Source organism: Methanolobus sp., assembly GCF_030682845.1.
Classification (GTDB): domain Archaea; phylum Halobacteriota; class Methanosarcinia; order Methanosarcinales; family Methanosarcinaceae; genus Methanolobus.
Genome location: NZ_JAUXNK010000058.1, coordinates 1 through 24,305, shown reverse-complemented (window position 1 = coordinate 24,305; position 24,305 = coordinate 1). Strand labels below are relative to the sequence as shown.

Below are 24,305 nucleotides of genomic sequence, written 5' to 3'. Positions count from 1 at the left end.
AAATCGACAAATTGTAAAAACAAGCATGTAAGAAAGTAAAGAGACAAACAATCACTAGGAAAAAAGAGATACTTCGATTCTAATGAACACAAAAAAGATAGATATTCAGTTGATCAAAAACAAGACTGTCAAAGTTGGGTTGTATTTAAGTTTTGTTATTTGATTTTGATGTAAGTGACACCTATCGCCATAGACACTGTAGTTATTGACATCCTGGATACATACTTAAGTCCCCAGCGAGCGAGAAATTCAACGAAGAGATATGCTTAAATATATACCCAGTAGATTACACGAAAATGTCGTATACTTTTGAAATTGTAATTGTCGCTCTTTTGATTTTACTGAATGGCATATTTGCTATGTCTGAATTTGCTCTTGTTTCATCTAAAAAAGCTCGCCTCAAGCAACTGGCAGAAGAAGGAGATACGGGGGCAGCAGCTGCACTGGAACTCTCTACTGAAATAACCTCGTTCCTTTCAACAATCCAGATAGGGATTACTTTGATAGGCATTCTTGCCGGTGCATTTGGTGGAGCTACGATAGCAGAAGGTCTTGCAGGATATTTCAGACAATTTCCGGCTCTGGCTCCGTACAGCAATGCGCTTAGCATCATCCTTGTAGTACTTGTGATAACTTACCTGACGCTGATCTTCGGAGAGCTTGTACCAAAACGGATCGCCCTCAATAAAGCAGAAGCTATTGCCTCTAAAGTGGCAAAGCCTATGCTACTCCTTTCTATAATAGCAAAGCCTTTGGTGGTCGTTCTCACAGTTTCTACCGAGGCTGTACTCAGGGTTATGAAAATCAAGAAGACCAATGAGCCACCAGTAACAGAAGAGGAAATCAAGACCATGCTTGAGGAAGGAACCCAAGCCGGGGTATTTGAAATGGCGGAACTGAGCATGATAGAAGGTGTGCTTGAGATTGGTGATCTTCGTGTTGAATCTCTGATGACCCATCAAAACGATGTCATTGCTCTGGACTTGAATGATAGTGATGATGAGAATCTACAGAAAATGATTCGCAGTGGTCGATCTTATTTCCCTGCATATGAGAAGAATCCGGATAATATTGTCGGAATAGTATCTGTAAAGCATGTCCTTGCAAATATTGTGGAATCAGGCACTGCTGATATAAGAGCAAGTATCATAAAACCGCTCTTTTTACCTGCAGCTCTTCCTATATTGAAGCTTCTGGAGATACTCAAGGAACTTGGAGTGCATATTGCTTTGATAACTGACGAGTATGGTAGCATTCAAGGGCTCATTACTCTGCATGACATCCTTGAAGCGATCGTGGGAGACGTTCGGTCCCTTGGCGAGCCTTTAGAGATGCCGGTGGTTTTGAGAGAAGATGGCTCATGGCTTATTGATGGAGATACATCTATTGAAGAATTAAAGGATGTCTTATCTTTAGATTCCTTTCCACAGGAGGAACGAGGATATTATCGGACCATTGCCGGATTTATCATGTTCATCTTACAGTACATACCAAAAACAGGAGATCATATTGAATTCAAGGGACTGCGTTATGAGGTGGTGGATATGGATGGCAATAAAATAGACAAGGTGCTGGTCATGAAAATTCCACAGCCTTCAGAAACAGTTAATGAGGACGTAAAGTGGCTATAAGTGGTGGACTAATCTAGATTACAATTGTAATTGGAGATGAAACTGATCTTACTGAAGACTGGTATATGTACTTAGGAAAATATAGTCAACAATTATATGATTTCCGCTATTCATGCAGCTTGCATGCTGAAAACTATATCGAAGCATTAAGTACTCTTTTTGGGGTAGAAGAATGCTAATTAATAATGAATAATGAAGAATATTTTTTAAAGTTAGAAAGTTCTCCAAAAGGACTCTCTAAAGAAGAAGCTTTGAATAGGCTTGAAACATACGGACCTAACCAGCTTGAAGAAAAGAACAGGGTCACACCTGTTAAAGTGCTGGTAAGACAGCTTGCTAACGTAATAATATGGGTATTGGCTGCAGCAGCTATCATAGCATTGCTGGCTGATGAAGTGATAAACTTCTGGGCTATAACCGGCATCATCCTTTTCGTTATAGTAATGGGATTTTTGCAGGAATACAGGGCAGAAAAGTCCATGGAAGCTCTTAAGAAATTCGTGCAACCTCTCACAAGAGTGCGCAGAGGAGGGGCATTGCAAGAAATACCCTCACATGATGTTGTTCCTGGAGATATTCTTGTACTGGAGAGTGGAGATATTGTACCAGCTGATGCTATCGTCTTTGAAATGATTGGACTGCAGATAGAAGAGGCAGCACTGACCGGTGAGAGTGCACCCGTTAACAAGGAAAAAGATGAAACAATCTTTGCTGGCACTCAAATCGTACGTGGTAAATGCAGCGCACTTGTGATTGCCACCGGCATGAACACAGAACTTGGAAAGATAGCCGGATTGGTCCAGCAGGCTGAAGAAGCCACTCCTCTGCAGAAAAAGATTGCAAGGCTCACACGCACACTTGCTATTATAGCAGTGATTGCCTCTCTGGTGACCTTGATTTCAGGAATATATAACGGTGCACCAGTATCAGAGATGCTTTTGATATCCATTGCTTTGGCTGTGGCAGCAGTGCCTGAAGGGCTACCCCTTACCATGACTATAACTCTTGCAAACGGGATGCGTCATATGGCAAAACATAATGCTATTGTACGCCGGATGCTGGGTGTAGAGACACTGGGTTCTACTACTGTCATCTGTACTGACAAAACCGGCACCCTTACCCGTAACGAGATGACTGTAAGAAAAATAATTCTGCCAGGTCGGGAGATTAATGTAACCGGAAAAGGCTATGAGCCCATTGGAGAGTTGCTATCCAATAATTCGTCTATTGGTCTTGTAAATGAGAAGGGACTGGAACTCTTTCTGAGGGCCGCTACTCTATGTAACAATGCTGCACTGGAAGAATTGGGCAAAGAATGGAAAGGCATTGGAGATCCTACGGAGATAGCTTTACTGGTGGCTGCAGCTAAAGCCGGGATATGGAAAGGTAAACTTGATGATGAACTGCCCCGGTTGCAGGAAATAATCTTCACCTCTGAGAGGAAGATGATGAGTACAGTGCACAGTACACAGGAGAAGGACGTGGTTTTTACAAAAGGCGCTCCTGAGATGGTGCTTGACAGATGTATGTACATACATAGTTCTTCAGGAGTGAGAGAGTTTACAGGACAGGACCGCAAGGAGATATTTAAGATCAACCATACACTTGCGCAGGAAACCTATCGTGTGCTCGCTTTGGCATACAGGCCTATTCACGGTGTTGGTGAAGAATTGGAAAACAATATGATTTTCCTGGGACTCGCAGCTCTGATAGACCCGCCCAGGGAAGAGACAAAAAGAGCCATTGAAACCTGCCATAAGGCAGGTATTAAAGTAATTATGATCACAGGAGATAATCAGGAGACCGCAAAAGCCATTGCCAGAGAGATTGGCCTATCGGATGGTACTGTATCTCTTGAAGGGATTACAGATGAAAAAATAAGGAGCATTTTGGCTGATGGTGCCATTACAGGCAGAGAACTTGACGATCTTAGCGATAAAGAGTTCGGTGACGTAGTGGAAAAAGTGAGTATATACGCAAGAGCACGTCCCGAGCAGAAGCTTAGGATTATCAGATCACTACAGGAGAGAGGGCATGTTGTAGCGATGACCGGAGATGGAGTCAACGATGCACCAGCACTGCGGAAAGCTGATATAGGCATCGCAATGGGTATCAAAGGCACCGATGTAGCAAGAGAAGCCAGTGTAGTGGTACTTCAGGATGACAATTTCGCCACTATCGTTGAAGCTGTGAAGATGGGCAGGGGTATTTACTCTAATATCGAGAAGTTCACCACATATCTGGTGTCCCGCAACTTCACCGAGGTTATGCTGATCCTGATATCAGTAGCACTTTTGGGATTTGATTACATACCTCTACTGGCACTGCAGATCCTTTTCATTAACATGTTCAACGAAGTAGTTCCCGCTATCTCCCTGGGTATGGAACCTGTGAGAGAAAATATAATGTCCAAGAAACCTCGTGACCCTAAAGAAGAAATCCTTGGACGGAGGAATCTGACCCTTGTGATCAGCACAGCGCTTACTATGAGCATTGTTTCCTTCCTGGTATTCTTGCTGGCTGACCCCTTTGCGGACCTGCAGAAGGCAAGAACCCTTACGTTCGTTACCATAGTTAGCATGGCGCTATTCGTACCCACCGCCTTTAGATCTCTTGATGGGTCTGCTATTAATAGGGAGTTATTCTCCAACCGATCGATGCTGATAGGAATGCTTATAACTTTCCTGCTGATCCTGTCTGTGGTATATATTCCTATATTGCAGACGGTATTCGAGCTGACACCCCTGAGTCTGATGGACTGGATACTGCCCGTAGGAGCAGCATTCCTTACTCTGCTCATAATAGAGGGGATCAAGTTTGCAATCAGGAGTAACACAAAGGGGGTAGACATGAAATCAGCCCACTGATGAGAGTATGTCTTCAATATAGTGGATATAGGGATGAATGTAAACAGTTCTTGAAAAGCCGCTGTTAAGAATAGCGGCTTTTATCTACAGTTAGAATAAAATGTTTAGAAAATCCACCACCGAAATATAGTAGTTAACTTGAAATAAGTTTAAATTATAACTTTATAACCTCAGTTCCCACAATTTAAGCGCATAGTTTATTTCACATTTTAACTTGGTACCAATTCATGCGTTCTTGCGCATGAATTCTTTCTTCTGCAGAGCTGTGTTCCATAATCTGTACATCCTATTATGCACTTAAATAATAAGCACATATGAAATCTACACTTCGTATCAAGAAAATAAATGGGATTGAATACTGGTATGAAGACATTCAATATTATGACGCTGAAACGAAACAGATCCGCCACCAATCCAAATATCTTGGAAGGAATGTAAATGGGAAACCTGTAAGAGTTAGGGATGCTATGAACTCAAAAGAGGAAACTTTTCTGCCTCCCAGTAAAATAAAAAACCACGGTTCCATCAAAAGAGCTGATGTCATTGACCTGTGTAGAATCACCAAGGACCAGGCATACATTTTACTATGTCGCTTGAAAGAGAACGGGGCAATTTTCCAGAAAGGACACTCCAGAGGGACATTCTATGTACTGGAAAAATGAATGCTTTAATTTACGCGTATTTTACGCGTATTACGCGTATTGATATATAGAAAAGGTATCTGTAGCCAGAGAAGGATCATCCTCACTGAAATCAGTATCAATTATACTCCGGTCCACAGAGGACGCATTATCATGCACCGGAAGCGGAACATATAGCGTCACCTTCTGCATGACCGCGTCCGTAACTATGCGGACATCATAGTCTAGACAGCAAGCTGGCAGATATGGCCAGGAATGCCTGTCGGAATTCAGGATTTAGTCTGTCCTTTAGAAGAAAAACATGGTTTCTTTCGCGATTAATGCGATATGGGATACCTAGGACCGTCAACTCACTTTCGCCCCGCCTGGAACACACGGATATTCCCCTTAGCACCAATATCCAATTATGAACCCGACACTGGCTGAACAGGAACTGTACGACTACAGAACACAACTTAAGGCCGACTCCCTTACACCCTTTGACATCCACCAGTTCATGAGAACATGCCGGATACACAACATCGAACCCCGGAAGATCTACAAGCATATCGCAATGGGTAACGCCTGTTCGTGGAGATCGTATCTCACGGCATGTGTCAGCTATGAGAAGTACAAGAGTGGGGCGAGGAAGTGAACGTTGAATATACTTTAAATTTAATACATGGCACAACTCGCAGGAACTAGCACGATTCTTTCTGCTTGTACACCTTTTTTTCGGTAATCTGTTTAAACACATTAATATTTCATTCAAAGTAATCTCCTGCCTGAACACAGAGTACTTCATTTTTCCATAAAGTTTTAGCTGCACTTAAAACTGTTTAAATAAAACGATAGTAATTTAGTTTATTGGTATTTGATTATCCATTTTTTTTGGATATTTGGAAGGATGATATATGGATAAAATAAAGGCTAAGGTGTGTGTTTATGGGTCGATTATGCAAAAAGCTCCCTTTCAGTCCAGCTGTCCTAGGAGTGGGACAGTGCCTTCCCTTGCACACGCAAAAGCCGATAAAATTAATATGGCATCAGGTTTAATATATAATACAGATTTAAACGGCACTGTAATTCAATATACGATCCCCATGTTTCATCTCATCGACTCTTTTCTGGCCTTACCGCTTGAATCTTTTTTTGTTATTACTTATTAAATAAAAGTAGTGTTAATAGTCTGTGACAAAACTTCACATACTAAATATCTATTTGCTCCTTTAAGATATTTTATATTTATTATTATAACTTACATTTACTATTAATCTATAATACTCACAAAAAAGTTTATATATATATAATACTATCTACATTTTTGCTATTAGATATATTCGATAGCAAGCTTAACGAAAACAAAAATTCTATTGGAAAAGTGGTTGGTTTGTATGGATAAAGCAACACCAAATGAAAAACTTGATTATTTACTCGGTACTATGTCTAAAATAATTGATTATTTACTTAGTAGTGTATCTCCTATAGCAGCTGTAATACTGCTATTTAGTTATTCGATACTTAGCTCTCTTGATGCATTGCCATCATTCTTTTCACCACATACTTTCTTGTTCTCATATGCAACAGTTATCACCCTTTTTTTTATTGGTATGGGACGTAAAGTTGATACAAATATTAAATCGATTGACGATGAAAAAAAAGTTACACGGGAATTAGTAGGTCATATAAGTAGTCTGATAAATGATATAAAAGATGACGTAAATGATACATGCGACAATTTTGAATCATTTAAAAAAACGCTGACAGAGCGACATAAAGAAGATGCAAAAATATATGTACTAAACTCTGCTGACGAGCTATATAAAAAGCTCGGTGAAGAAGTCACACATGCAAAAAATATAAGGATAATGCATTTTGATTCATTTTCACCAGAATATTATGGCGGTGAAGAACGATTAAAATACTTTAATTTGATATTTGAATACCTGAAATCAAATCATGATGTTGCTATGAAGAGAATAACTAGTTTGTGTGAAGTTGAAAAAATAGAATGGCTTAAACGTATAATCAAAAATGAAGAAGTACAAAATCTAGAAAAACTCGATATAGCCTACATAGACATACCAAATCTAGAAGATTCTGTCTTGAATACTTTAAGCACTCTTGTCAGCTGCCAAGTACTAGATGGAAACAAAACATTCCTTCTTAATCCTCTTGTGAATTTTGTAGAGGCGTCTGCTACATACCACCCATGTCTATACATAGAAAGCGAAAGTGTCGCTAAGGTATATGCAGATTATTTCGATAAGATATGGCACGAAGCACAAGCAAAACGTGGTAATTGTCGATTAATAAAAAAGGGGAAGAAATGTATGATAGAGGAATTAGACATGATTGAGGCTCGTTTGAATGAAAAAAAGGCACAAATAGTAAATAATTAAATTAGCAAGATCGAGGCTCTGTAGGAATCCTCGTGCCCATAAGTTCGGACAGACAGGCCTGGAGCCGTGGATTCTTAACACCCGGCAGTAGTTTATCAGTCCTCGTAACAGCCAGCGAAGGAATGTGCCGCCCGCGGCGGTTGATGCGTCTTCACAGGCCAAATTTTCGTACATGCTTTGTACACTCTACCCAGGACCGTCAACTCACTTTCGCCCCGCCTGGAACACACGGATATTCCCCTTAGCACCAATATCCAATTATGAACCCGACACTAGCTGAACAGGAACTGTACGACAAGCTGAACGCCTATAGAACACAACTTAAGGCCGACTCCCTTACACCCTTTGACATCCAGCAGTTCATGAGAACATGCCGGATACACGACATCGAAACCCGGAAGATCTACAGGCATATCGCAATGGGTAACGCCTGTTCGTGGAGATCGTATCTCACGGCATGTGTCTCTTTTCAATAGTTTAAAATATAGTCACTCAAATCCTATAAATAACAGAACATAATGCTATTTGTTATGGGTACCAGTGGGATTACGCCGGATTCACTTATTGGCCTTTTGAGTTTCATTATAGGTGCATCTATTGCTTTTTTCGGCGGTTATGTGTTGACTACCTTTTCAGATAACATCCTTGCAATCGTTTTTGCTTTACTGATAGCTGTAGTGGGCTTCAGTTTAATGGTTCAGGGCATTAAAAGGATGGGTTGAAACCGAATGATAAAGAATATGTTTACCAGGACAATAGATCAAGCAATCAAGAGGTGTTAAAACGGTTAAGCGAAAAAGCAGAGGATCAAAGAAAGAGGGCTTTAAAGAAACCTTGAGAAAGAATATCCAAAAGCATATTACACCTATTGTAATATCTTTATTCATCATAGTTTTTCTTTCGGTGTTAATAGTGCTTTCCATTTAAAATAAGGGTCTGTAGAAATCTTCGATATTCCCAGAGGAACACAGTCTTTTATTATTTTTCATATACTGGTTGGTATTGATTGATCTAGTTAAAAATGACCCCTATGATGTTGATTCATATTGGATTTCTGCAGATCTCTGTTTTGCTGCTCATTCAATAAAGCCATGTTACCACTATTGGAATTAGTATCTATTGTCAGGTACAAATTACTATGCACTGAGAAGGCTGTTAACAGTAGCCCCCATCAATTTCTGGCAGTCGTGCTCTGATCGCCTTATCTTCATTTCAAGCTCATCACACAATGCCATGAGCTGGTCAACTTTGGCTACAATGCGCCTGGTGCCTGCGGGATTGAGTTTGGGCGGTCCTTCATTTCAGATATCAGGATATATGAAGCTCATTTCGCCGAAACCTTACCTTCCTTTCTGATCCTCCCCATCAACTCCCCCGCACTCTCATACCCCCGTCCCTCCTGCCTTGCGATCTCCGCCTCAGTCGGCACAAGCTCCCCCGAGAACGCCTTTGCAAGAATGGACTGCCTGAGTATTTCAGTCTTCTCCCTGGCTGCTGCAACCTTAGCTTCAACGGAGTTGGCAAAGGCAAAGAGCGCATCGACCCGACGGACGATTTCTTGCTGTTCAGGGAGAGGGGGGAGAGGAACTGCAATTGATCGAATATCATCTAATCCAAGTCCTATTTTTGTGGCACCACGATGAAGTTTTTCAAATTGTCTTTTACCACCTGTTTGCGAATGCAAAAAATATGCAGTGTATTTAGGATTTAAGTTTTGAACTGGTCTTGCTAAAGCAATATGTTGATTGATATACGCATCACCAAGTTCTTCACTAATATATCCAACACTTCCAACGTCAGCTGTAATTGAAATTAGAATATCATCCTTCTGAATGCGTGTTCTCTTACCTTCTGCATTATCAGGGGGAGTTACCCGCTGAATATCTTTTAATTGCAAGTATATTGAGTTCCGGTCCAAATTCCCGATTCTCAAAAATATTGAGCCGGTATCAGAATAATATTTAGCCCAGCCTCGGGAACCACTTGTAACATAAGAAAATATTACATTTGAAGGAGCCCATAACCAAGAATCTGGTAATTCTGATAAATCACATACATCTAATTCAGATACAGTTTTAAATTTCAGTTCATCCTTCTTTGAACATTTAATTCTAAAATCAGCAACTTCCCTCAGGTAGTCATCGGGATTCTTAACACTAGGGTTTTCTTTCCTCCACTTCTCCGTCAGCCTCCCATCACAAGCAGCCGCCAGCACCGCCTGCCTGAAAGCCTTCATGATTTCCGGCACCCTGTCAAGCTTCTCGTTTGTCGCATCCATACGGGCGAATAGCGCCTCGATTGCTGCGACTATGCGGTGTTGTTCATGGAGAGGAGGAAGAGTAATTGGAATCACTTTCATTGAACCTTGGTTCAATTTATACCTTGTTGTACCGGTTACAAAATCATGAAAATCAAAGCTGTTCAGGTAGTACTTTAAGAAGACATTAGTTGTGACTTCGTTTATAGCTCTCAAAACATGTGCATGATTATTAACCCATGATTTTCCTTTAATGATATATGCAACTGATTTTGTTCTATCAAAAAAAGGTGCTCCATCCTCTCCTAAAAGCAACAGTTCTTCGTCAAATAAAAAGTCATCAATCCATCCTACCTGCCCGGTAGCACCATAATATGGAACTGTTCCGATTCTTTTTTCTCTCTCAGTTGAGTTTACAGGTACTCGACGATTGTCCAATATCTCTACTGTCTTTGATAAGGGAATTAGTGCCCACCCTTCCGGCAGTTCACTCTTCTGCTGCATAGCCGTTCCCCATGAGGTCAAGGATTGCGTTCAACTCGGCGACGGCGGACTCGAGCTCGTCGATGGCTTCGGCGGCAAGCTCTACGGGGTCGGGCATGTCGTCGGTGTCGCTCAGGGACTCGTCGCGCAGCCACTTGAGGGAATCGATCTTGTAGTCCCGCTCCCGGAGTTCCGAGATGTGGAACCTGTGCCAGCGGTCCTCGGGCGAGTCTTTGGGGTCACGCTGTGCCCTTCCGTTGGGGTCGGTGCCGAAGCACTTCTCGAACTGCGCGAAATGCTCCCTGGTAAGCGGGCGGTCTTTCTTGGTTATCTTGGGGACGTTGGTGCGGCAGTCGTAGACCCATGTATGGTCTGTGGGAATGCCCTTGGTGAAGAATATCACGTTGGTCTTCGTGCCCGGGGAGTATGGCGTGAAAGTGCCGTCAGGTAATCTCAGGACGGTGTGCAGGTCGCAGTCCTCGCAGAGCACTTTAAAAACCTCACCCGCCTGATCTCCAAAAAGAACGTTATCAGGAACAACAATGGCTGCCCTGCCGCCGGGTGTCAGGATAGTCATAACATGCTGGATGAAATTAAGTTGCTTGTTGGAGGTCTCCACCACAAAATCCTCACGCACAGGAGACTGGTTGGCACCCTTTGTCCCAAAGGGCGGATTCGTAAGTATCACGTTGAACTTCCTGGCATCAGGGATCTCATAAATGGAATCCCCGAGTTTTATTTCAGGTTCAATGCCGTGCAGGTACAGGTTCATCAGAGCCAGCCTGCGCGGGCGCTCCACAAGCTCCTGTCCGTAATATGTACTGTAGCGAATACGTTTTGCAAGGTCGCGGTCCAGTGCCCCTCCCGAGGTCATCTCCTTCAACCATTCGTAAGCGCACACAAGGAACCCGCTAGTACCGCATGCAGGGTCCATGATCGAGAAATCCCTCTGACCGCGCGGGTCGGGCTGCATACATCTCACGATCATCTGGATAACAATGCGCGGAGTAAAATACTGGCCTGCACCTTTCTTGCCCTCGCTGGCAGCCTTCTCCAGCAGCCCTTCAAAAGCCATGGCCTTCACATCAATGTCAAGCCCTGTCCACTCCGTCTCGTCTATAAGCGAGATCATCTTCTTAAGACTCACCGGGTTATGGAAGCGGGAAAGGGCACCTGCAAAAACATCTCCAAGCAGGCCATCCTGCTTACCAAGGGTCCTGAGCGCGTCACTGTAGTGTTCCGTCAGTTCCGTTCCCGAATGTTCCTTAAGGGATTTCCAGCCGCAGGCTTCCGGCATTTCGATGTCTCGCTCATCGGCCATCTTCAGAAAGAGCAGGTATGTGATCTGCTCGATATAATCTCCGTAGTCAATGCCCTCATGCCTCAGGGTATGACAGAATCCCCATAGTTTTTGTACAATATCGCTCATGCTGCAACTGCCCTGTTGAATTCTGTTATTAAGGTTACGAGCTGGCCTTCAAAGACCCGGTTGGCCTTGCTCCAGCCACCATAATCGGCAAACACCGGGATATAATCAAAGTCCTCTTTATCGATAGAGAGATTTGCTATCAGGTGTGCCCTGATGCGGTCAAGCCATAAAAGCTGATCCGCTGTAAAGCTCTTACCCTCAGTAACCTTATAAAAAGCATTGCCCACGCGCTCTTGCGCTGTCAGTAAAGCTTCTTCCTCGGAGGCAGCATGTTTGATCATCGAAATAATATCCACAAGAGCTTTGCTGTATTTGATCTCATGTGCCCTTTGAAGATTCTCAACTGTAAACCTCTGCTGAGAGGATTCCAGTTTCCTCTTCAATTCTTCAAGTGCATCCGTACTCCATTCCTGTGGCCTGTCAAGAAGGATACTGATCGCAGCAATCTTTTCAGGATTCTCCTTCACGAAAACAGAGAACAATTCAAGATAATCGTCCGGTTTATATTCGTTACCTGAAGCATCCCTCACTATCCACGTAGACGAGACAGAATCCCTTTCCCCATAATCCACATAGAATGTCTTCTTTGGCCTCGGATAGTTCTCAAGCAGATTCAGAAAGTCCTTGTTCCTCAGGATTTCCATGGTTCCGGTAAAGTTCTCATCAAGCCTTCTTTCAAGAGAGATCGCAAAGCTCTTGAGATCTCCTTTCTCGATGAAAGCACTGAACATATCACGTGCTTCCCCGCTCATCTCCTTGTCTATCCTGTTCAGACGCTTTGTAAGGACACGTGTGTTATACTTCCTGTCCCGGTTATTCCAGATATCTTCGATAACCTTGCTGATTGGCTTAACCTCTTTTTGCGGAGGTTCTGCAGTCACACCCGTGACCGATTTGAAGTAATCGACGAGAGTACCTCCAAAGCAATCAAATACCACAAAATGAGATTTATCAGGATAGTGCTCACCCCTTCGAGTTCCTCTTCCCATCATCTGCTCAAAGAGGATACGAGACTTCACGAATCTCAGGAAGACGATGAATTCAAGATCAGGAATATCTACTCCTGTAGAGAGAAGGTCAACTGTCACAGCAATTCCAGGCATCTTCCTGTTCCTGAATGTGCGTATGCTTTGTAAAGGCCGGTCAGCTTTACCGGTTATTTTCTCAACAAAAGAATCCCCTCTCTCAAAGACCTCTTTAGCGATCTTTACAACACTGTCGGCATGGGAGATGTGATCTATGTCCTGAACTGCAAATATCAGGGTCTTCGGGAAACGTCCATATCTCTTCTCATGTTCATCGGTATACCGCTTGATCTCTTTAATGATCTTCCTGGTAGAATCCGGTGAAGTGATTTCCCTTTCTATCTTTTCACTTGGGAACTCTCTTTCATCCTCAAGCATGTCTATTTCATGCAGCCCTGTTTCAGAATCGATTACTTCAACAGTCTCTCCTTCATGCAGGAATATACCATTAAGACGCACACCTGAATCAAGTGCAACTACATCATAGTCAACAAGGTAGCCTTCCCTCACAGCCTTATCGTAACTGTACTTGAAGACTATGTCCTTGAAATATGCAGCCGTATGAGCCGCCGGGGTTGCCGTAAGCCCGACCTTTATAGCATCAAAATGGTCAAGGGTCTTTCTCCATGTAGAGATCTCCTGCGCTGAATAACCTCTGTGGCATTCATCGGCAATTATAAGATCAAAGGTATCTATGGGCATATCCAGTTGTCCTGCATCCTCGTCTTCGGTGCCTTCACAACCTGGCAGTACAGAGCTTCTTCCAAATAAGTTAATTGTCGTCCGCTGGATCGTAGACACATAGACAAAACTATGCTCTGGTTTTGGATTGGTCAGATAAGACTCAGGTATCAAATTAGCGTCAAAAGACTCGTTCTCATCGAGATCTCCTTTTTGAAAACGCTGGCTGTAAACCTCATAGGTTTTATCGAACTTCAATCCCTGTTCAGTTTCAAATGATGCGAATGCCCGGACAGCCTGTGCAGCAAGAGCCCTTCGATCCACCAGGAACAAGACTCTTTTAGCAACTCCAGCTTTCATCAATCTATAGATCAGGTTTACAACAGTGAACGTTTTTCCCGTCCCGGTTGCCATTGCAAGCATCATTGTCCTTTTTCTGTTAACAATTGCCTTGCCAACAGAATCACATGCCTGACACTGATACGGTCTCATATACTGGTTGTCAGGAATACCAAAGAACTTAGCTGCAACTTCATCAAAATCAAATTTTATAGCCTCAATCAGAGCTTCAGGTCTATGAAATCCCGATATTTTCCTTGAGATGTTAAGAGGATGCCGGACATCATGATACCATATTTCAGTCCCATTCGTTGAATACAAGAACGGAACTCTGAAGCCGTCAAAATTGAACCCACTAGCAGAAACGCCTTTTGAGTACCTTTCCGCCTGTTTGAGAACGTTTTGGGGACCTAAGCTTACTTTCTTTGCTTCGATTATTCCAAGTATCTTACCCTCCGCACACAATGCATAATCAGCAGGACCATTAGCAGTAGGATATTCCTCAATTGCACAATTATTGTACTTTAATATTTCTTTGCTATCGTCATAGGGTACGATCTTCCAACCTTCTGTAACAAGTAAAGGATCAATCATTTTTTTCCTTGTCTGTTTTTCGGTGAGATCGTGCATTGTGTTTCCTCATAGTGAGAGTAAATAAACTTCACAACATATTCGATTTAGAGATATAAATAAGTTCATAGTGAAAGCTACATGAGAAGAAGAGAGGGAACAAAATTACTCAAGTACTGAAGTATAGGTTAAGAAGTCAAATGATAGTTCAATATATCTCGTCATACTCATGGACAAAATGGTGCGCCTAAAAAGTAAAGGTCAGAGAAAAATGATACGGGATGAACAGGTTTTACAGCCTTCTTTCTCTCCCTTTGTCAAAGATCATCTCATCACCACTACCTCCCAGGCTGAGAACAAGCCGGCCGTTTTCCAGTGAGAATGCTGTTATATTACTCAGCATGGAGAGATACAGCATGTCCATGGAATCCGGACCACAGTATGCCCTTGTAAGGGATGGTGTTGAAACTGTAAGGTTGTTCCCTTTAATTGCATATTCCCCACTTCCGACATTGCAGTCCGCTTTGATAGAGTATCGTTCATCGGCCTGGAATATGATATTATAGTTTTCCGGCTCAGGAACGGCAGTCTGACTGATAGTATCTTCAGTGGCTTCAACAATTCCTGTCCACTGCCATTCAATATCCAGGATGTCCTCTGCAGCGGCAGGACTTTCTTTAACGAATATCATCTGCTTGCCCTCTTCTTCTAAGCTAAGGACCAGTTTCTCATCTACAATTGAAAAGCCTGTCACAGCATGCAGAAAGGAAAGATACTGTGTATCAAGTGATTCCGGGCCGCAGTATGCAAGAGTCGTAAATCCGGGCTCTATCATGAGTTTATCTCCTACAAGCGCGTATTCACCGCCTCCTGCATTACAGTCTGCCATGATACCGTATGTCCCGTCTTTTGAGAACTGTATTGTGTATCTCTGCGGATCAGGGATAGTTGACAGATTGCCGGCATCATCTCCGGTTAATGATGACCAATGCCATTTAATGTCAGTGATATCATCAATGGATACAGCTTCAGAATCTGTGTGTGTCCCGGATTGTCCGTTGCTTGTCTCTTCGGTAATATCTGTAATGTCAGCGCACCCGGATACTAGAAGAGCGGCACTTAGCAGAGCACATATTAAGAGTAGTGTCAGTATTTTTTGTGTGTTTAACATATTTCTTTCTCCGTGTACCTGAGTAGTAACTATTGCTATTTAGTCATTAGTTTGACTTCGAATCAATTTGAAGTTACTGCAAGCTGTTTTACAATATCGGGTTATAATTATAATGCCAACTTTTGTCGGTACACACAGTACGTTTGACGTACTGTGAGATATCGTCGATGCAGAGAAAATATAGGAATTGGCAAATTGAGGATGAAATATATTTTTAATACTGGATAGGTTTTAACCTTCTTTATTCCTGCCTTTTGTTCAATGAATGCCGCAACTGCAACTATAAGAATTCATCTAACTCAAACCAAAGAGATATACTATCAATCAAATAGAAAATTGCCATTCACGGAATAATACTCAGAACTATTTCACTAATATGCTTAAATTTGGCGTAAAGCATCTCTTCTTTAAAAAATGAACTCTGTGAATTTTATGCATAGCAGATGACCAAGTAAAAACAATTAAATAGCATCCATAATCTCATTAATATTGGTATGCAACTTGTGCGTACAGATAGTTTTTCAGAGCGTTTGGGTAAAGACAAAAAGAAGGTGATCTGAGTGGAAAGAGTGGAAAAGAACAAAGAGAATCTCATGAAATGCATCTGTTTGAAGAAATGTCCAAGCTATACTTTTGCCTGCAAGGTGAAATCGATGCCAGCCAATACAGCGGAGCTCCTTAAAGGGGCATTCAAAGGGGACCTTTCAAAAACAGATCATATAGAGGGAGTGTTCTGTGCCTTTGGGAAAAGCAACTGCATCACAGATGAGAAAGGATGTGTATGTCCTGAATGTGCAGTGTACAAAGAGAACAACCTCACAACGGTGTATTACTGCCTGGATGAGGGTGGCAGGTAAACAGATGTTCTAAACAACGAACATCTTTTCTTTTTCAAAAATTCTGATCCAGAGGATCTAAACCTCAATGATAAGCAAGAAATTAACGCTTTACATGATGTGCTCATAGTGTTCAGGTGTTAATATGGGAACAGCTGACCGTAACGAACCACACAAAGGGAATACTGCTCCTGAAAGTATATCAGACAAAATGCAGGAGATACTGAACAGTATGGCCGGGGTAAGATATGCCAATCATGCTGTCCTGGCAGTTGAAAGTATGGACGGGTCCTTTCACTGGTCCGGTGCAACAGGGATAGCACATCCCGATGGCACACCCATGAGAACAAACACTCCTTTCTGGATAGCTAGTGTCACTAAACTGTACATAGCATCAGCGGTACTCAAACTGCATGAGCAGGGACGCCTTAGTATCTACGAGAGAATGAACTCATATTTACCCTGGAGTCTGACAGAAGGACTCAACAGGACAAAAGACGGCATGGACCACAGCGATAAGATAACCCTTTTGCATTTGTTAAACCACTCCTCAGGCATTCCTGACTATCTTGAGATTCACCGAAAAGGTGAGAAACGCCTGTGGGACGGCATTCTTGAAGATGGCGATCGCTCATGGTCCATCGAAGACACCATGCAGCTTGTCAGGAATGTGAACCGGCCTCTCTTCCAGCCCCAGCCAATGGATGCGACAAAATGGAAGTCACGCTATTCTGACACTAACTTCCAGTTGCTTATTGCGATAATTCAAAATGTTACCGGCAAGCCTCTTCAGGAGGTTTTTGCTGAGATGTTCTGTAGGCCCCTCAATCTGGAAAATACCTATCTTCCCTCGAAATCAGCTTACAAAAACTTTCCGGCAGCCGCTACTATCTGGTATAAAGACCAGAGCCTGGACATCCCATACGCCCTGGAATCTGCCCGGGATCTGATAAGCACAGCAGATGAACTTATAATTTTTATGAGGGCACTTATCGGGGGAGAGATCTTTGATGATCCGGCCACGGTTAAGCTGATGCAAAGTAACTGGAACATGTTTGGTTTCCAGTTGAGCCCCGTTGCTCCCGGATGGCCTATTGAATATGGTCTCGGGATGATGCGATTTAAACCCCCTCCGCTGTTCTCCCTCTTCCGGTCATTCCCGGAGCTTCGTGGACATACAGGGGTTTCCAGCGCATGGTTATTCTACTGTCCGGAGATAGACATGATAATAACAGGTACGGTAAGCCAGCTCAGTGCGGTAGCGGTACCATTTAAAATTGTTCCAAAGATAGCAGGCTTTCTATCCAGGGAGCATAAGACCTGACATTATTCAGCAGGCTGTCTGACAATTCAATTTGATCGCAAAAGCATAGAAAAAAATGTCTATAAAGCCTTTAAATCGGAAAAGAAGGAAACTTTATCTTCATGTGAGTTTCAGCTGAAAAATAATCATTCACATATACTGTTTTTAAGACCGACTGTAATCCTGTCGGCCCCTATTTGAAGTTCACAGTGACAATATGTAAGCCAACGTATGTTATAGAACTTTATTTTCCTGAGAACTCCTTGCTGAGCTCTGCTGCAGTCTCATATTTCCGGTCCGAAATCTTTTTCAAGTCTGCCATGACATCCTTGGAAGCTTTGTTGTCCTTGGCATACTTAATTACTTCTTTTTTCGCTTTCGGATAGTCTATGCCTTTTAATGCTTCCTGTACTTCAATAACATTGCTTTTCATATATTTCACCTTACCCACTTTTGGAAGTACTTACTCCCATACTCCAGTGGGTATGTACTAGTATATATGAGTACTTAAATAAAAAAATGTTATAATAATACATAAGTGTATATAGTATAGGTACAATAATCCTAATTTATATAGTATACGATACAAAACTAGTTTTTAGATAGATATAGAGAATATTTACCATTTAAGCCAAATATATCAAAAATAACCAGTAAATTGAATGTTTTATTTATATCAATGGATATTAAAGTAAACTGCAATTACAATGTATTAGATTATTTGATGCTTTTATAATATCAGCTTGCATCTGACTTTATGGCCATAATCAAAAATATCAAATATCATTCCCATCAAAAATAACATTGGGTTTTATTTTAAGAGCAGTTTGAGTTAAATAAAAAGGTGACTCATTAGATGTTGCGGGTCGTGGGGAAAATGAACCGCAACACGGGAGTGGATCAGTTGAGAGATGTTGGGGAACATCTCGGATTCGTAAGGAGAGAGGCGCCTAAAATTGTGGTGGTTTCCGGCGCCTCATCCTACTTGTCAACTAGATAGGAAATGGATTTCCTAGTATAAGTAATTCTCATAAACTAAATTATTTTCCTGTCGGGAATATTTTGATTAGAGTTCTGTTATTGGTGTTGCTTCTTTCAGATAATGCTCAAACATCTCTTTCACCCACTTAAATGACTCGGGGTTGGAACATAGAAGGAATTTATTGTCAAAATCTCCATCATTCTTTAAAAAACGTATTTTAGTATAGTGGTCATTATATGAGAGCGATAGAAAACCCATTTCTTTGGGATAAACATAAAGATGTAACTTTTTATCTTTTATCAGCTCTGCAAAAATGGCAGATTTATTAGTTTGCATTCTTTCAAGTAAATTTGAGGTGATTATAATATTTATCCTTACATTACGTGCAACAAGTTCAGAGAATGCTATCTCATCTTTTGAATAAAAAAAGGTGGTCGCTTTAAAGAGAGATTTGGATTTTTTTGAAGCCTCATAGAAATCAGTGTAGTCGTGAAAATATTCTATAAGTGGAGGGTTTATTATCTTGCATCCTCCAAGTTCGTTTATCCTTGCAAGAAGATAAGGAGGGATAAAATCAAGCTGATGGGTCCCCCAATAATCAATGTCAGTATCAAGGACTTCAATTTTATCTATTAAAGGAGTCATCTCATCGACTATCAATTTTCCAATAGTTGTTAGTTCATATGTATCCCTATCATGAGAAACAAGATGATGTTCTTCAAGTATCCTTACCTGTGGAAGAAATGCTTGTCTGGTAGTATCAAAGGATTTGAGGAGGAATTCCATTTCCTTTGGACCATCCTGTAGCAATAGCAGAGCGTTCTTTCGCTTCTCTGACATGAATATAACATCAAGTAATGGCTTCTTCATTTACAGCACATCCTGTCTTGAATTGCGAATAAGTTACCTGAAATTGAAGAATATATGTATCAGTGCTATTTAATGTAAATCCTTTAATTGTTTCAACTTACAACCTTACTATAAATCCCTGCTGATTCAGGTATCATGATGTTGACCTCTCAAGATGATTAGAACCTGCAGGCAGGGCTGTGGAAGGGCTTTTGTCGATATGTCTATGCTATGACATGTCTCTGCTTTTGAACTCTTTGTAGACGATTGTAAAAAGAAAAGGTTAGGGTAGATACTTTTTCATAATTAGGGGTACATTATGATTACGAACATCAATATGATGCAAACAACAAAAATTATTGCTCCAAATATTCTTACTGACTCAAATCCTCGTATTTTAATTTTCGAAAAAGCTCCGCCAACAACAGCTAGCAGAAAGATTGGAATAATTAAAGAGTCCATTAATATCACCTATTTTTGAATAATGCTTCTATTGTTTTTTATGTATAATGTTATTTATTTTTTCCTAATTTAAATGGCTGATATATATTTTTTAATACAGTCTTCTTGCTCGATTCGTGTTAAAATGCCCTGTGTTGCCCTCGGTCTCAGGTTTGATATGTTGACCTCATAAAATCCCTACAAACCCTCTCCTGACCCTTCCTAGATTCAAAAAGGGTATGAGCAAGGTTTTGAAATAGGCTCGATTTAAAACTTATCTGATGAACCGATTATCGTTCCTTTTTTAAAAAAATAATATCCACTACACAGTGCAATTATAATAACTCCTATCCCTATCAATGTAAGAGATGGAACTTCGTTGATATCTAAAATTATAACCTTACGCGCAATAGCTATTAACGCAACGAACAGGACCACTTCAGCATGAATCGTGTGTTCTAAAGCATACGTTTTAAGCGTGTGCAGTAGCTCAAGTCCTATCAGAACCAACAAAAAAAACCCGAATAGCTCCAGCAAATCATTTGCAGAAAACATGCTTATAGGCGAAGCCACAAGGTCTTGAACAATGAATACCCCTAATTTTAGTGTTGTGATTAGCACAAGAGCGGACATCATCACGGTCAGTGCGATAATAATACCCTGTTCAAATAACTCTGACAATTTTTCCAGTAAAAGTATTTTTATTCCTCGCATGAGTCATATGTTTTCAATCCATTTTAGAATAGCGGTATCTTGTATGACACCAGGATTATTTAGCTTCGTGTAGAAAAAATGCTGCCTCGCAAAAATGAATCTTCACCTGTTATTAAAATCGAGGCGCTGTAGAAAACCTATTTCCTGCTGAAAGTCCATTATAAAGCATATCTGACACCATTTGATGAGCATACTTGTCAACTTCGCGTATTTAGCCCTACAATCACCTACAGAGGGACTTTTTGAGCGAGTTCAGGTATTTGTATGACCTTTAATATGAGACTGTTAGGAATGATTGTGATGAGAATCGAACAGGCAGGCACCAGTGTGGAGGATACCTGGAGAAAGAACAAGCTCTAAGCATTTTGAATATCTCATCATGCAGTAAATATTTTTCATATGCTGTTGTTCAATAAGTCTATATATTCCAGAATAATTGATTCATCAATGATTGGAATGGACACACTGTATGATGCTGAGGGGGTGGTGGCTTATGCTCTGGTGTTCATACTGGCAGCTGTTCCGTGGATAGAGTTGCTTGTGGTCATCCCTCCGGGTATTGCCCTTGGCCTGGATCCTCTTGCTGTTGCCTTATTGGCGTTTTCAGGGAATCTGGCCACAGTATATCTTCTCGTATATGCACATCATTCATTGAATTCCGTCTGGAAAAGGTTCAGGATGGGTGAGGAGCACCGGCCATCTTCAGGCAAAAAGAAGAAGGTTATGAACATATGGGACAGATACGGCCTGCCAGGGCTGGCGTTAATATCACCTATCATAACAGGCACACATTTTGCTGCTCTCATTGCCTTGGGTCTGGGTTCAAAGAAGTACCCTATTGTGCTGTGGATGAGCCTGAGCATTTTGATGTGGACTATTGTGGTTACCGTAGCTTCCTATTATGGGCTAGAGAGCCTGAAACATCTGCTGGAGTAGTCATCTTCCTATCTATCTTTCTACTAAATAAATTGATTAAGTACCTATATTTAGAAGCATTGTTTCCAATAAAACAAATGCTCATAGTCATTTTTTATAAATGTACGTTAGTTCAGAATTAGGGACTGAGAGATACACGCAATCCTATTGCAGTTCTCTTGAAACTCCTTCTGCAACTGATAGTGGTTTGAATAATTATAGTGGGGTACAACATATGAGAACATACATAGCAATAGCCTTAGCCATGCTTTTAATGGCAATACCTTGTTCCGCATACGACCAAACATACACATATGACAAATCCGATTTCATCTTAACAAACGGAGAAGGCATTCCATGTGACTTCACTTTAACCCTATCTCCCACATCCGACGGTAAAGACCTTCGTTTCGACCTCTATTCCTCCGAACAATACCTTGAAGGTTACTTCACCATGTATCTAAGCCCTGACCCAAACATAGATATCAAAGTCCAAGATATACGTTTTTTCCACACCTTCAACGGTGGCGAAACTCTAAACGGCAATAACCTACTCTATTTCTCTCCACACTTTGCCAACAATAAACCCGTTTACGTCAAAGCCATCCTAAACATAGACCACACTAACATCGATAACTACACCTTAACACACGGAACCTACACCCTCCACACTTCCTGCCTGCTCGGTGCAAACGTTATACCCATCTCCGACTCACAGAACTCTACCTTCCCTATTGATGCTTATGTAGATTCTACATCTCCAATCATAGAATCCATCTCCATAGAACAATATCACGACCACATTTCATACAATGAACGTCACGCCCTCCATTTCACCTTTTCCGACCTAAACGGTTACGACGACATTTCTTCAATTCATTTACTCATACACGAAAATGGAGCACCCTACGATATTTTCAATGCACCGATAAACCCAACCATAATCCCCATCAACGTTACCCATGCCTCAGCATCTTTCGGCGTCATAGAAATACTTCCAAGCAACAATTCCATAACCCTAACCCTAACAGACTCCTCCGGACTCTCCACATCTGAAACCATATATCACACGCCTAAAAATTGGGGTGAACCCGTTTCTCAACCTCCATTCTCCATAGACAGCATATCATTTCCAGTAATAAAACCCGGTTCCAACGCAACCTCCGACCTCATTATCCGCAACCACAACGGTCCATCAGTAACAATGTCCTATCTTTCCTTCAACGACTTTACCCTAGTCTCTGGAACATCAACCATAGGTGAAATACAAGCCCTAAACCTCAAATATTCAATCCCCACAACAACCCTTTCAGGTGGAGAATCCCTTTGCATCCCCCTCAACCTCTACATACCACTTGGAACAAAAGCCGGCTACATCTTCACATCCGGTCGCATAGAATTAACAACTCTGGAGTAAAACTATGAAAACCCTCTACACCCTCTTTGCCGTCGCTATAATTATAGCGACCTTTTCTTTTTATGCATCAGCTCAAACAACCTACGTACTCGATTTCACTAGCGATGGCAATACAACAACAACCAATATCACTGAAACAGACACATCAACACCTACACCCTCTCCTACGACTTCTACGATGAAGTCTTCATATTCCAGCCCTATAGAAGCTCCCTCTCAGGACGAAACATTGAATCAGACTCTTGAATCAAACACAAGCTTTCAATCTACTGAAGACCCTCAGGTAGACTCTCAAGTGATTATAAACAATACAAGTCCTACTGAACAAGAACCAACACCTGCACTTCCCTTGGCTTTCTCAACACCCTTGATTATAATGTTCCTTCTGTTCATAGCACGTAAAAAAGTTTGAACCAGAAGCCCACAGGTCCTGCCACGGTCATCAGGTGCTTCACAATAGCACACCGCAGGCAGGGCTGTGGGTACAACTCGTTGAAAGTGAGTAGATTCACTTTATTATGCTCTACAATCGATTTAGTAGGGCTTCATTTGTTGCTTTGATGTAACGTAGGTTTGATATTTTCGGGTGCTTGTAGGGCTTCTGAGGGGTTATAGGTGTGGGAGTGAGTCAAATATTATTTATTAAGACTGTTTCATTCTCCGTTCCCATTGAGCGTTATCACAATCTCCCTGAAGCTCTCTAAAACCGCTTCAATATTCTCGATAATCTCATTTGCAAGGATATCAGGATCTGGAAGATTGTCCAGGTATGCAAGGCTTTTGTCCCTGAGCAAGAATATGTCTAAACTGGTCTTGTCCCTTGCTATGATCTCTTCGTAGGTGAACCTGCAGAAACGACCTTCGGGATATTCTTCATTCCATGTTTCACTGCGGTTGTGTCGGTCATCGGGATTATAGCAACTTACGAAGTCTTCAAGGTCAGAATACTTCAGAGGATTCATTTTCAGTGTGTGCTGCACATTGGTACGGTAATCATATATCTATATTTCTTTTGTCCAAGGGTGTTTAGCCGCAGCTTTTGCCTCAAAAATGAATCAACTTAAATGCAGCGAAGAAAGGGCATCGTGCGGGGTTACGATACCCATAGTGAGCCTCATGTCTTCAGTTTCACATAATTCTCAAGTAAACCATCTTTTGTGGGTTGCTTTCGGGGAACTTATGGTTTAACATGAGAATTGGGGCTCATGTTTCACTTTATTCACATGAGGTGGACAAAGGTTCCAATAAGGTTTCCCGCGCTTTCTTTTATTCACTCCCCGTGTCCAGTTTAAATTATCCTACTATAGAGGATTTCGATAAACCCAGTCAACATTGCACTAAAATATAAATAATAGGCAAATAAATTAAGTACC

21 protein-coding genes are annotated in these 24,305 nt (G+C 41.6%); 13 read left to right on the top strand and 8 right to left on the bottom strand.

What is annotated here, in order from left to right:
• Positions 1 to 296 precede the first annotated feature (296 nt).
• From Q8J68_RS06930 to Q8J68_RS06895, 8 genes are all read left to right on the top strand, one after another.
• Positions 297 to 1,631, top strand: coding sequence for a hemolysin family protein (locus Q8J68_RS06930; protein WP_305310791.1), 1,335 nt, complete (start codon positions 297 to 299; stop codon positions 1,629 to 1,631).
• A 185-nt stretch (positions 1,632 to 1,816) separates the two neighbouring features.
• On the top strand, positions 1,817 to 4,498 hold the full coding sequence (locus Q8J68_RS06925; RefSeq protein ID WP_305310790.1) for a cation-transporting P-type ATPase: 2,682 nt from the start codon (positions 1,817 to 1,819) through the stop codon (positions 4,496 to 4,498).
• 314 nt (positions 4,499 to 4,812) lie between these two features.
• A complete protein-coding gene (locus Q8J68_RS06920) occupies positions 4,813 to 5,160 on the top strand; it encodes a hypothetical protein (protein WP_305310793.1) in 348 nt (115 codons plus the stop codon).
• Between the two features lie 385 nt (positions 5,161 to 5,545).
• Positions 5,546 to 5,773, top strand: a complete 228-nt coding sequence (locus tag Q8J68_RS06915) for a hypothetical protein (RefSeq protein ID WP_305310789.1) — start codon at positions 5,546 to 5,548, stop codon at positions 5,771 to 5,773.
• 259 nt (positions 5,774 to 6,032) lie between these two features.
• On the top strand, positions 6,033 to 6,287 hold the full coding sequence (locus tag Q8J68_RS06910; RefSeq protein WP_305310788.1) for a hypothetical protein: 255 nt from the start codon (positions 6,033 to 6,035) through the stop codon (positions 6,285 to 6,287).
• Between the two features lie 225 nt (positions 6,288 to 6,512).
• Complete coding sequence (locus Q8J68_RS06905) at positions 6,513 to 7,520, top strand: hypothetical protein (RefSeq protein ID WP_305310787.1); 1,008 nt, start codon at positions 6,513 to 6,515, stop codon at positions 7,518 to 7,520.
• A 260-nt stretch (positions 7,521 to 7,780) separates the two neighbouring features.
• On the top strand, positions 7,781 to 7,996 hold the full coding sequence (locus Q8J68_RS06900; protein ID WP_305310786.1) for a hypothetical protein: 216 nt from the start codon (positions 7,781 to 7,783) through the stop codon (positions 7,994 to 7,996).
• 54 nt (positions 7,997 to 8,050) lie between these two features.
• Positions 8,051 to 8,242, top strand: a complete 192-nt coding sequence (locus Q8J68_RS06895; RefSeq protein WP_305310785.1) for a hypothetical protein — start codon at positions 8,051 to 8,053, stop codon at positions 8,240 to 8,242.
• Between the two features lie 602 nt (positions 8,243 to 8,844).
• Here Q8J68_RS06895 and Q8J68_RS06890 read toward each other — a convergent pair.
• The 4 genes from Q8J68_RS06890 to Q8J68_RS06875 form a co-directional block, all read right to left on the bottom strand.
• Positions 8,845 to 10,281: a restriction endonuclease subunit S gene (locus Q8J68_RS06890; RefSeq protein ID WP_305310784.1), complete on the bottom strand. Its 1,437-nt coding sequence runs from the start codon at positions 10,279 to 10,281 to the stop codon at positions 8,845 to 8,847.
• The gene (locus tag Q8J68_RS06885) at positions 10,265 to 11,689 is read right to left on the bottom strand and encodes an N-6 DNA methylase (protein WP_305310783.1); all 1,425 of its coding nucleotides are present in this window, start codon (positions 11,687 to 11,689) and stop codon (positions 10,265 to 10,267) included. The genes Q8J68_RS06890 and Q8J68_RS06885 overlap by 17 nt, the downstream gene beginning before the upstream one ends.
• Positions 11,686 to 14,364 carry a DEAD/DEAH box helicase family protein gene (locus Q8J68_RS06880; RefSeq protein ID WP_305310782.1) on the bottom strand — a complete coding sequence of 893 codons (2,679 nt, stop codon included), beginning with the start codon at positions 14,362 to 14,364 and terminating at the stop codon, positions 11,686 to 11,688. The genes Q8J68_RS06885 and Q8J68_RS06880 overlap by 4 nt, the downstream gene beginning before the upstream one ends.
• A gap of 232 nt (positions 14,365 to 14,596) precedes the next feature.
• Positions 14,597 to 15,475: an META domain-containing protein gene (locus Q8J68_RS06875; protein ID WP_305310781.1), complete on the bottom strand. Its 879-nt coding sequence runs from the start codon at positions 15,473 to 15,475 to the stop codon at positions 14,597 to 14,599.
• Positions 15,476 to 16,068: 593 nt separating this feature from the next.
• On the opposite strand from Q8J68_RS06875, the gene Q8J68_RS06870 reads away from it, so the two are divergent.
• Both Q8J68_RS06870 and Q8J68_RS06865 read left to right on the top strand, forming a co-directional pair.
• Positions 16,069 to 16,332 carry a DUF2769 domain-containing protein gene (locus Q8J68_RS06870; protein ID WP_305310792.1) on the top strand — a complete coding sequence of 88 codons (264 nt, stop codon included), beginning with the start codon at positions 16,069 to 16,071 and terminating at the stop codon, positions 16,330 to 16,332.
• 124 nt (positions 16,333 to 16,456) lie between these two features.
• A complete protein-coding gene (locus tag Q8J68_RS06865) occupies positions 16,457 to 17,635 on the top strand; it encodes a serine hydrolase (RefSeq protein WP_305310780.1) in 1,179 nt (392 codons plus the stop codon).
• A 223-nt stretch (positions 17,636 to 17,858) separates the two neighbouring features.
• Here Q8J68_RS06865 and Q8J68_RS06860 read toward each other — a convergent pair whose 3' ends face one another.
• The 3 genes from Q8J68_RS06860 to Q8J68_RS06850 all read right to left on the bottom strand — a co-directional run bounded on the left by Q8J68_RS06860 (position 17,859) and on the right by Q8J68_RS06850 (position 20,600).
• A complete protein-coding gene (locus Q8J68_RS06860; RefSeq protein WP_015054873.1) occupies positions 17,859 to 18,047 on the bottom strand; it encodes a DUF2795 domain-containing protein in 189 nt (62 codons plus the stop codon).
• A 633-nt stretch (positions 18,048 to 18,680) separates the two neighbouring features.
• Positions 18,681 to 19,466: a winged helix-turn-helix domain-containing protein gene (locus tag Q8J68_RS06855; RefSeq protein ID WP_305310779.1), complete on the bottom strand. Its 786-nt coding sequence runs from the start codon at positions 19,464 to 19,466 to the stop codon at positions 18,681 to 18,683.
• A gap of 687 nt (positions 19,467 to 20,153) precedes the next feature.
• Complete coding sequence (locus Q8J68_RS06850) at positions 20,154 to 20,600, bottom strand: phosphate-starvation-inducible PsiE family protein (protein ID WP_305310778.1); 447 nt, start codon at positions 20,598 to 20,600, stop codon at positions 20,154 to 20,156.
• A 447-nt stretch (positions 20,601 to 21,047) separates the two neighbouring features.
• On the opposite strand from Q8J68_RS06850, the gene Q8J68_RS06845 reads away from it, so the two are divergent.
• The 3 genes from Q8J68_RS06845 to Q8J68_RS06835 all read left to right on the top strand — a co-directional run bounded on the left by Q8J68_RS06845 (position 21,048) and on the right by Q8J68_RS06835 (position 23,344).
• A complete protein-coding gene (locus tag Q8J68_RS06845; protein ID WP_305310777.1) occupies positions 21,048 to 21,536 on the top strand; it encodes a small multi-drug export protein in 489 nt (162 codons plus the stop codon).
• A gap of 214 nt (positions 21,537 to 21,750) precedes the next feature.
• Positions 21,751 to 22,932 carry a hypothetical protein gene (locus Q8J68_RS06840; protein ID WP_305310776.1) on the top strand — a complete coding sequence of 394 codons (1,182 nt, stop codon included), beginning with the start codon at positions 21,751 to 21,753 and terminating at the stop codon, positions 22,930 to 22,932.
• A 4-nt stretch (positions 22,933 to 22,936) separates the two neighbouring features.
• The gene (locus Q8J68_RS06835; protein WP_305310775.1) at positions 22,937 to 23,344 is read left to right on the top strand and encodes a hypothetical protein; all 408 of its coding nucleotides are present in this window, start codon (positions 22,937 to 22,939) and stop codon (positions 23,342 to 23,344) included.
• Between the two features lie 241 nt (positions 23,345 to 23,585).
• Here Q8J68_RS06835 and Q8J68_RS06830 read toward each other — a convergent pair whose 3' ends face one another.
• On the bottom strand, positions 23,586 to 23,912 hold the full coding sequence (locus tag Q8J68_RS06830; RefSeq protein WP_305310774.1) for a hypothetical protein: 327 nt from the start codon (positions 23,910 to 23,912) through the stop codon (positions 23,586 to 23,588).
• Between the last annotated feature and the right edge of the window lie 393 nt (positions 23,913 to 24,305).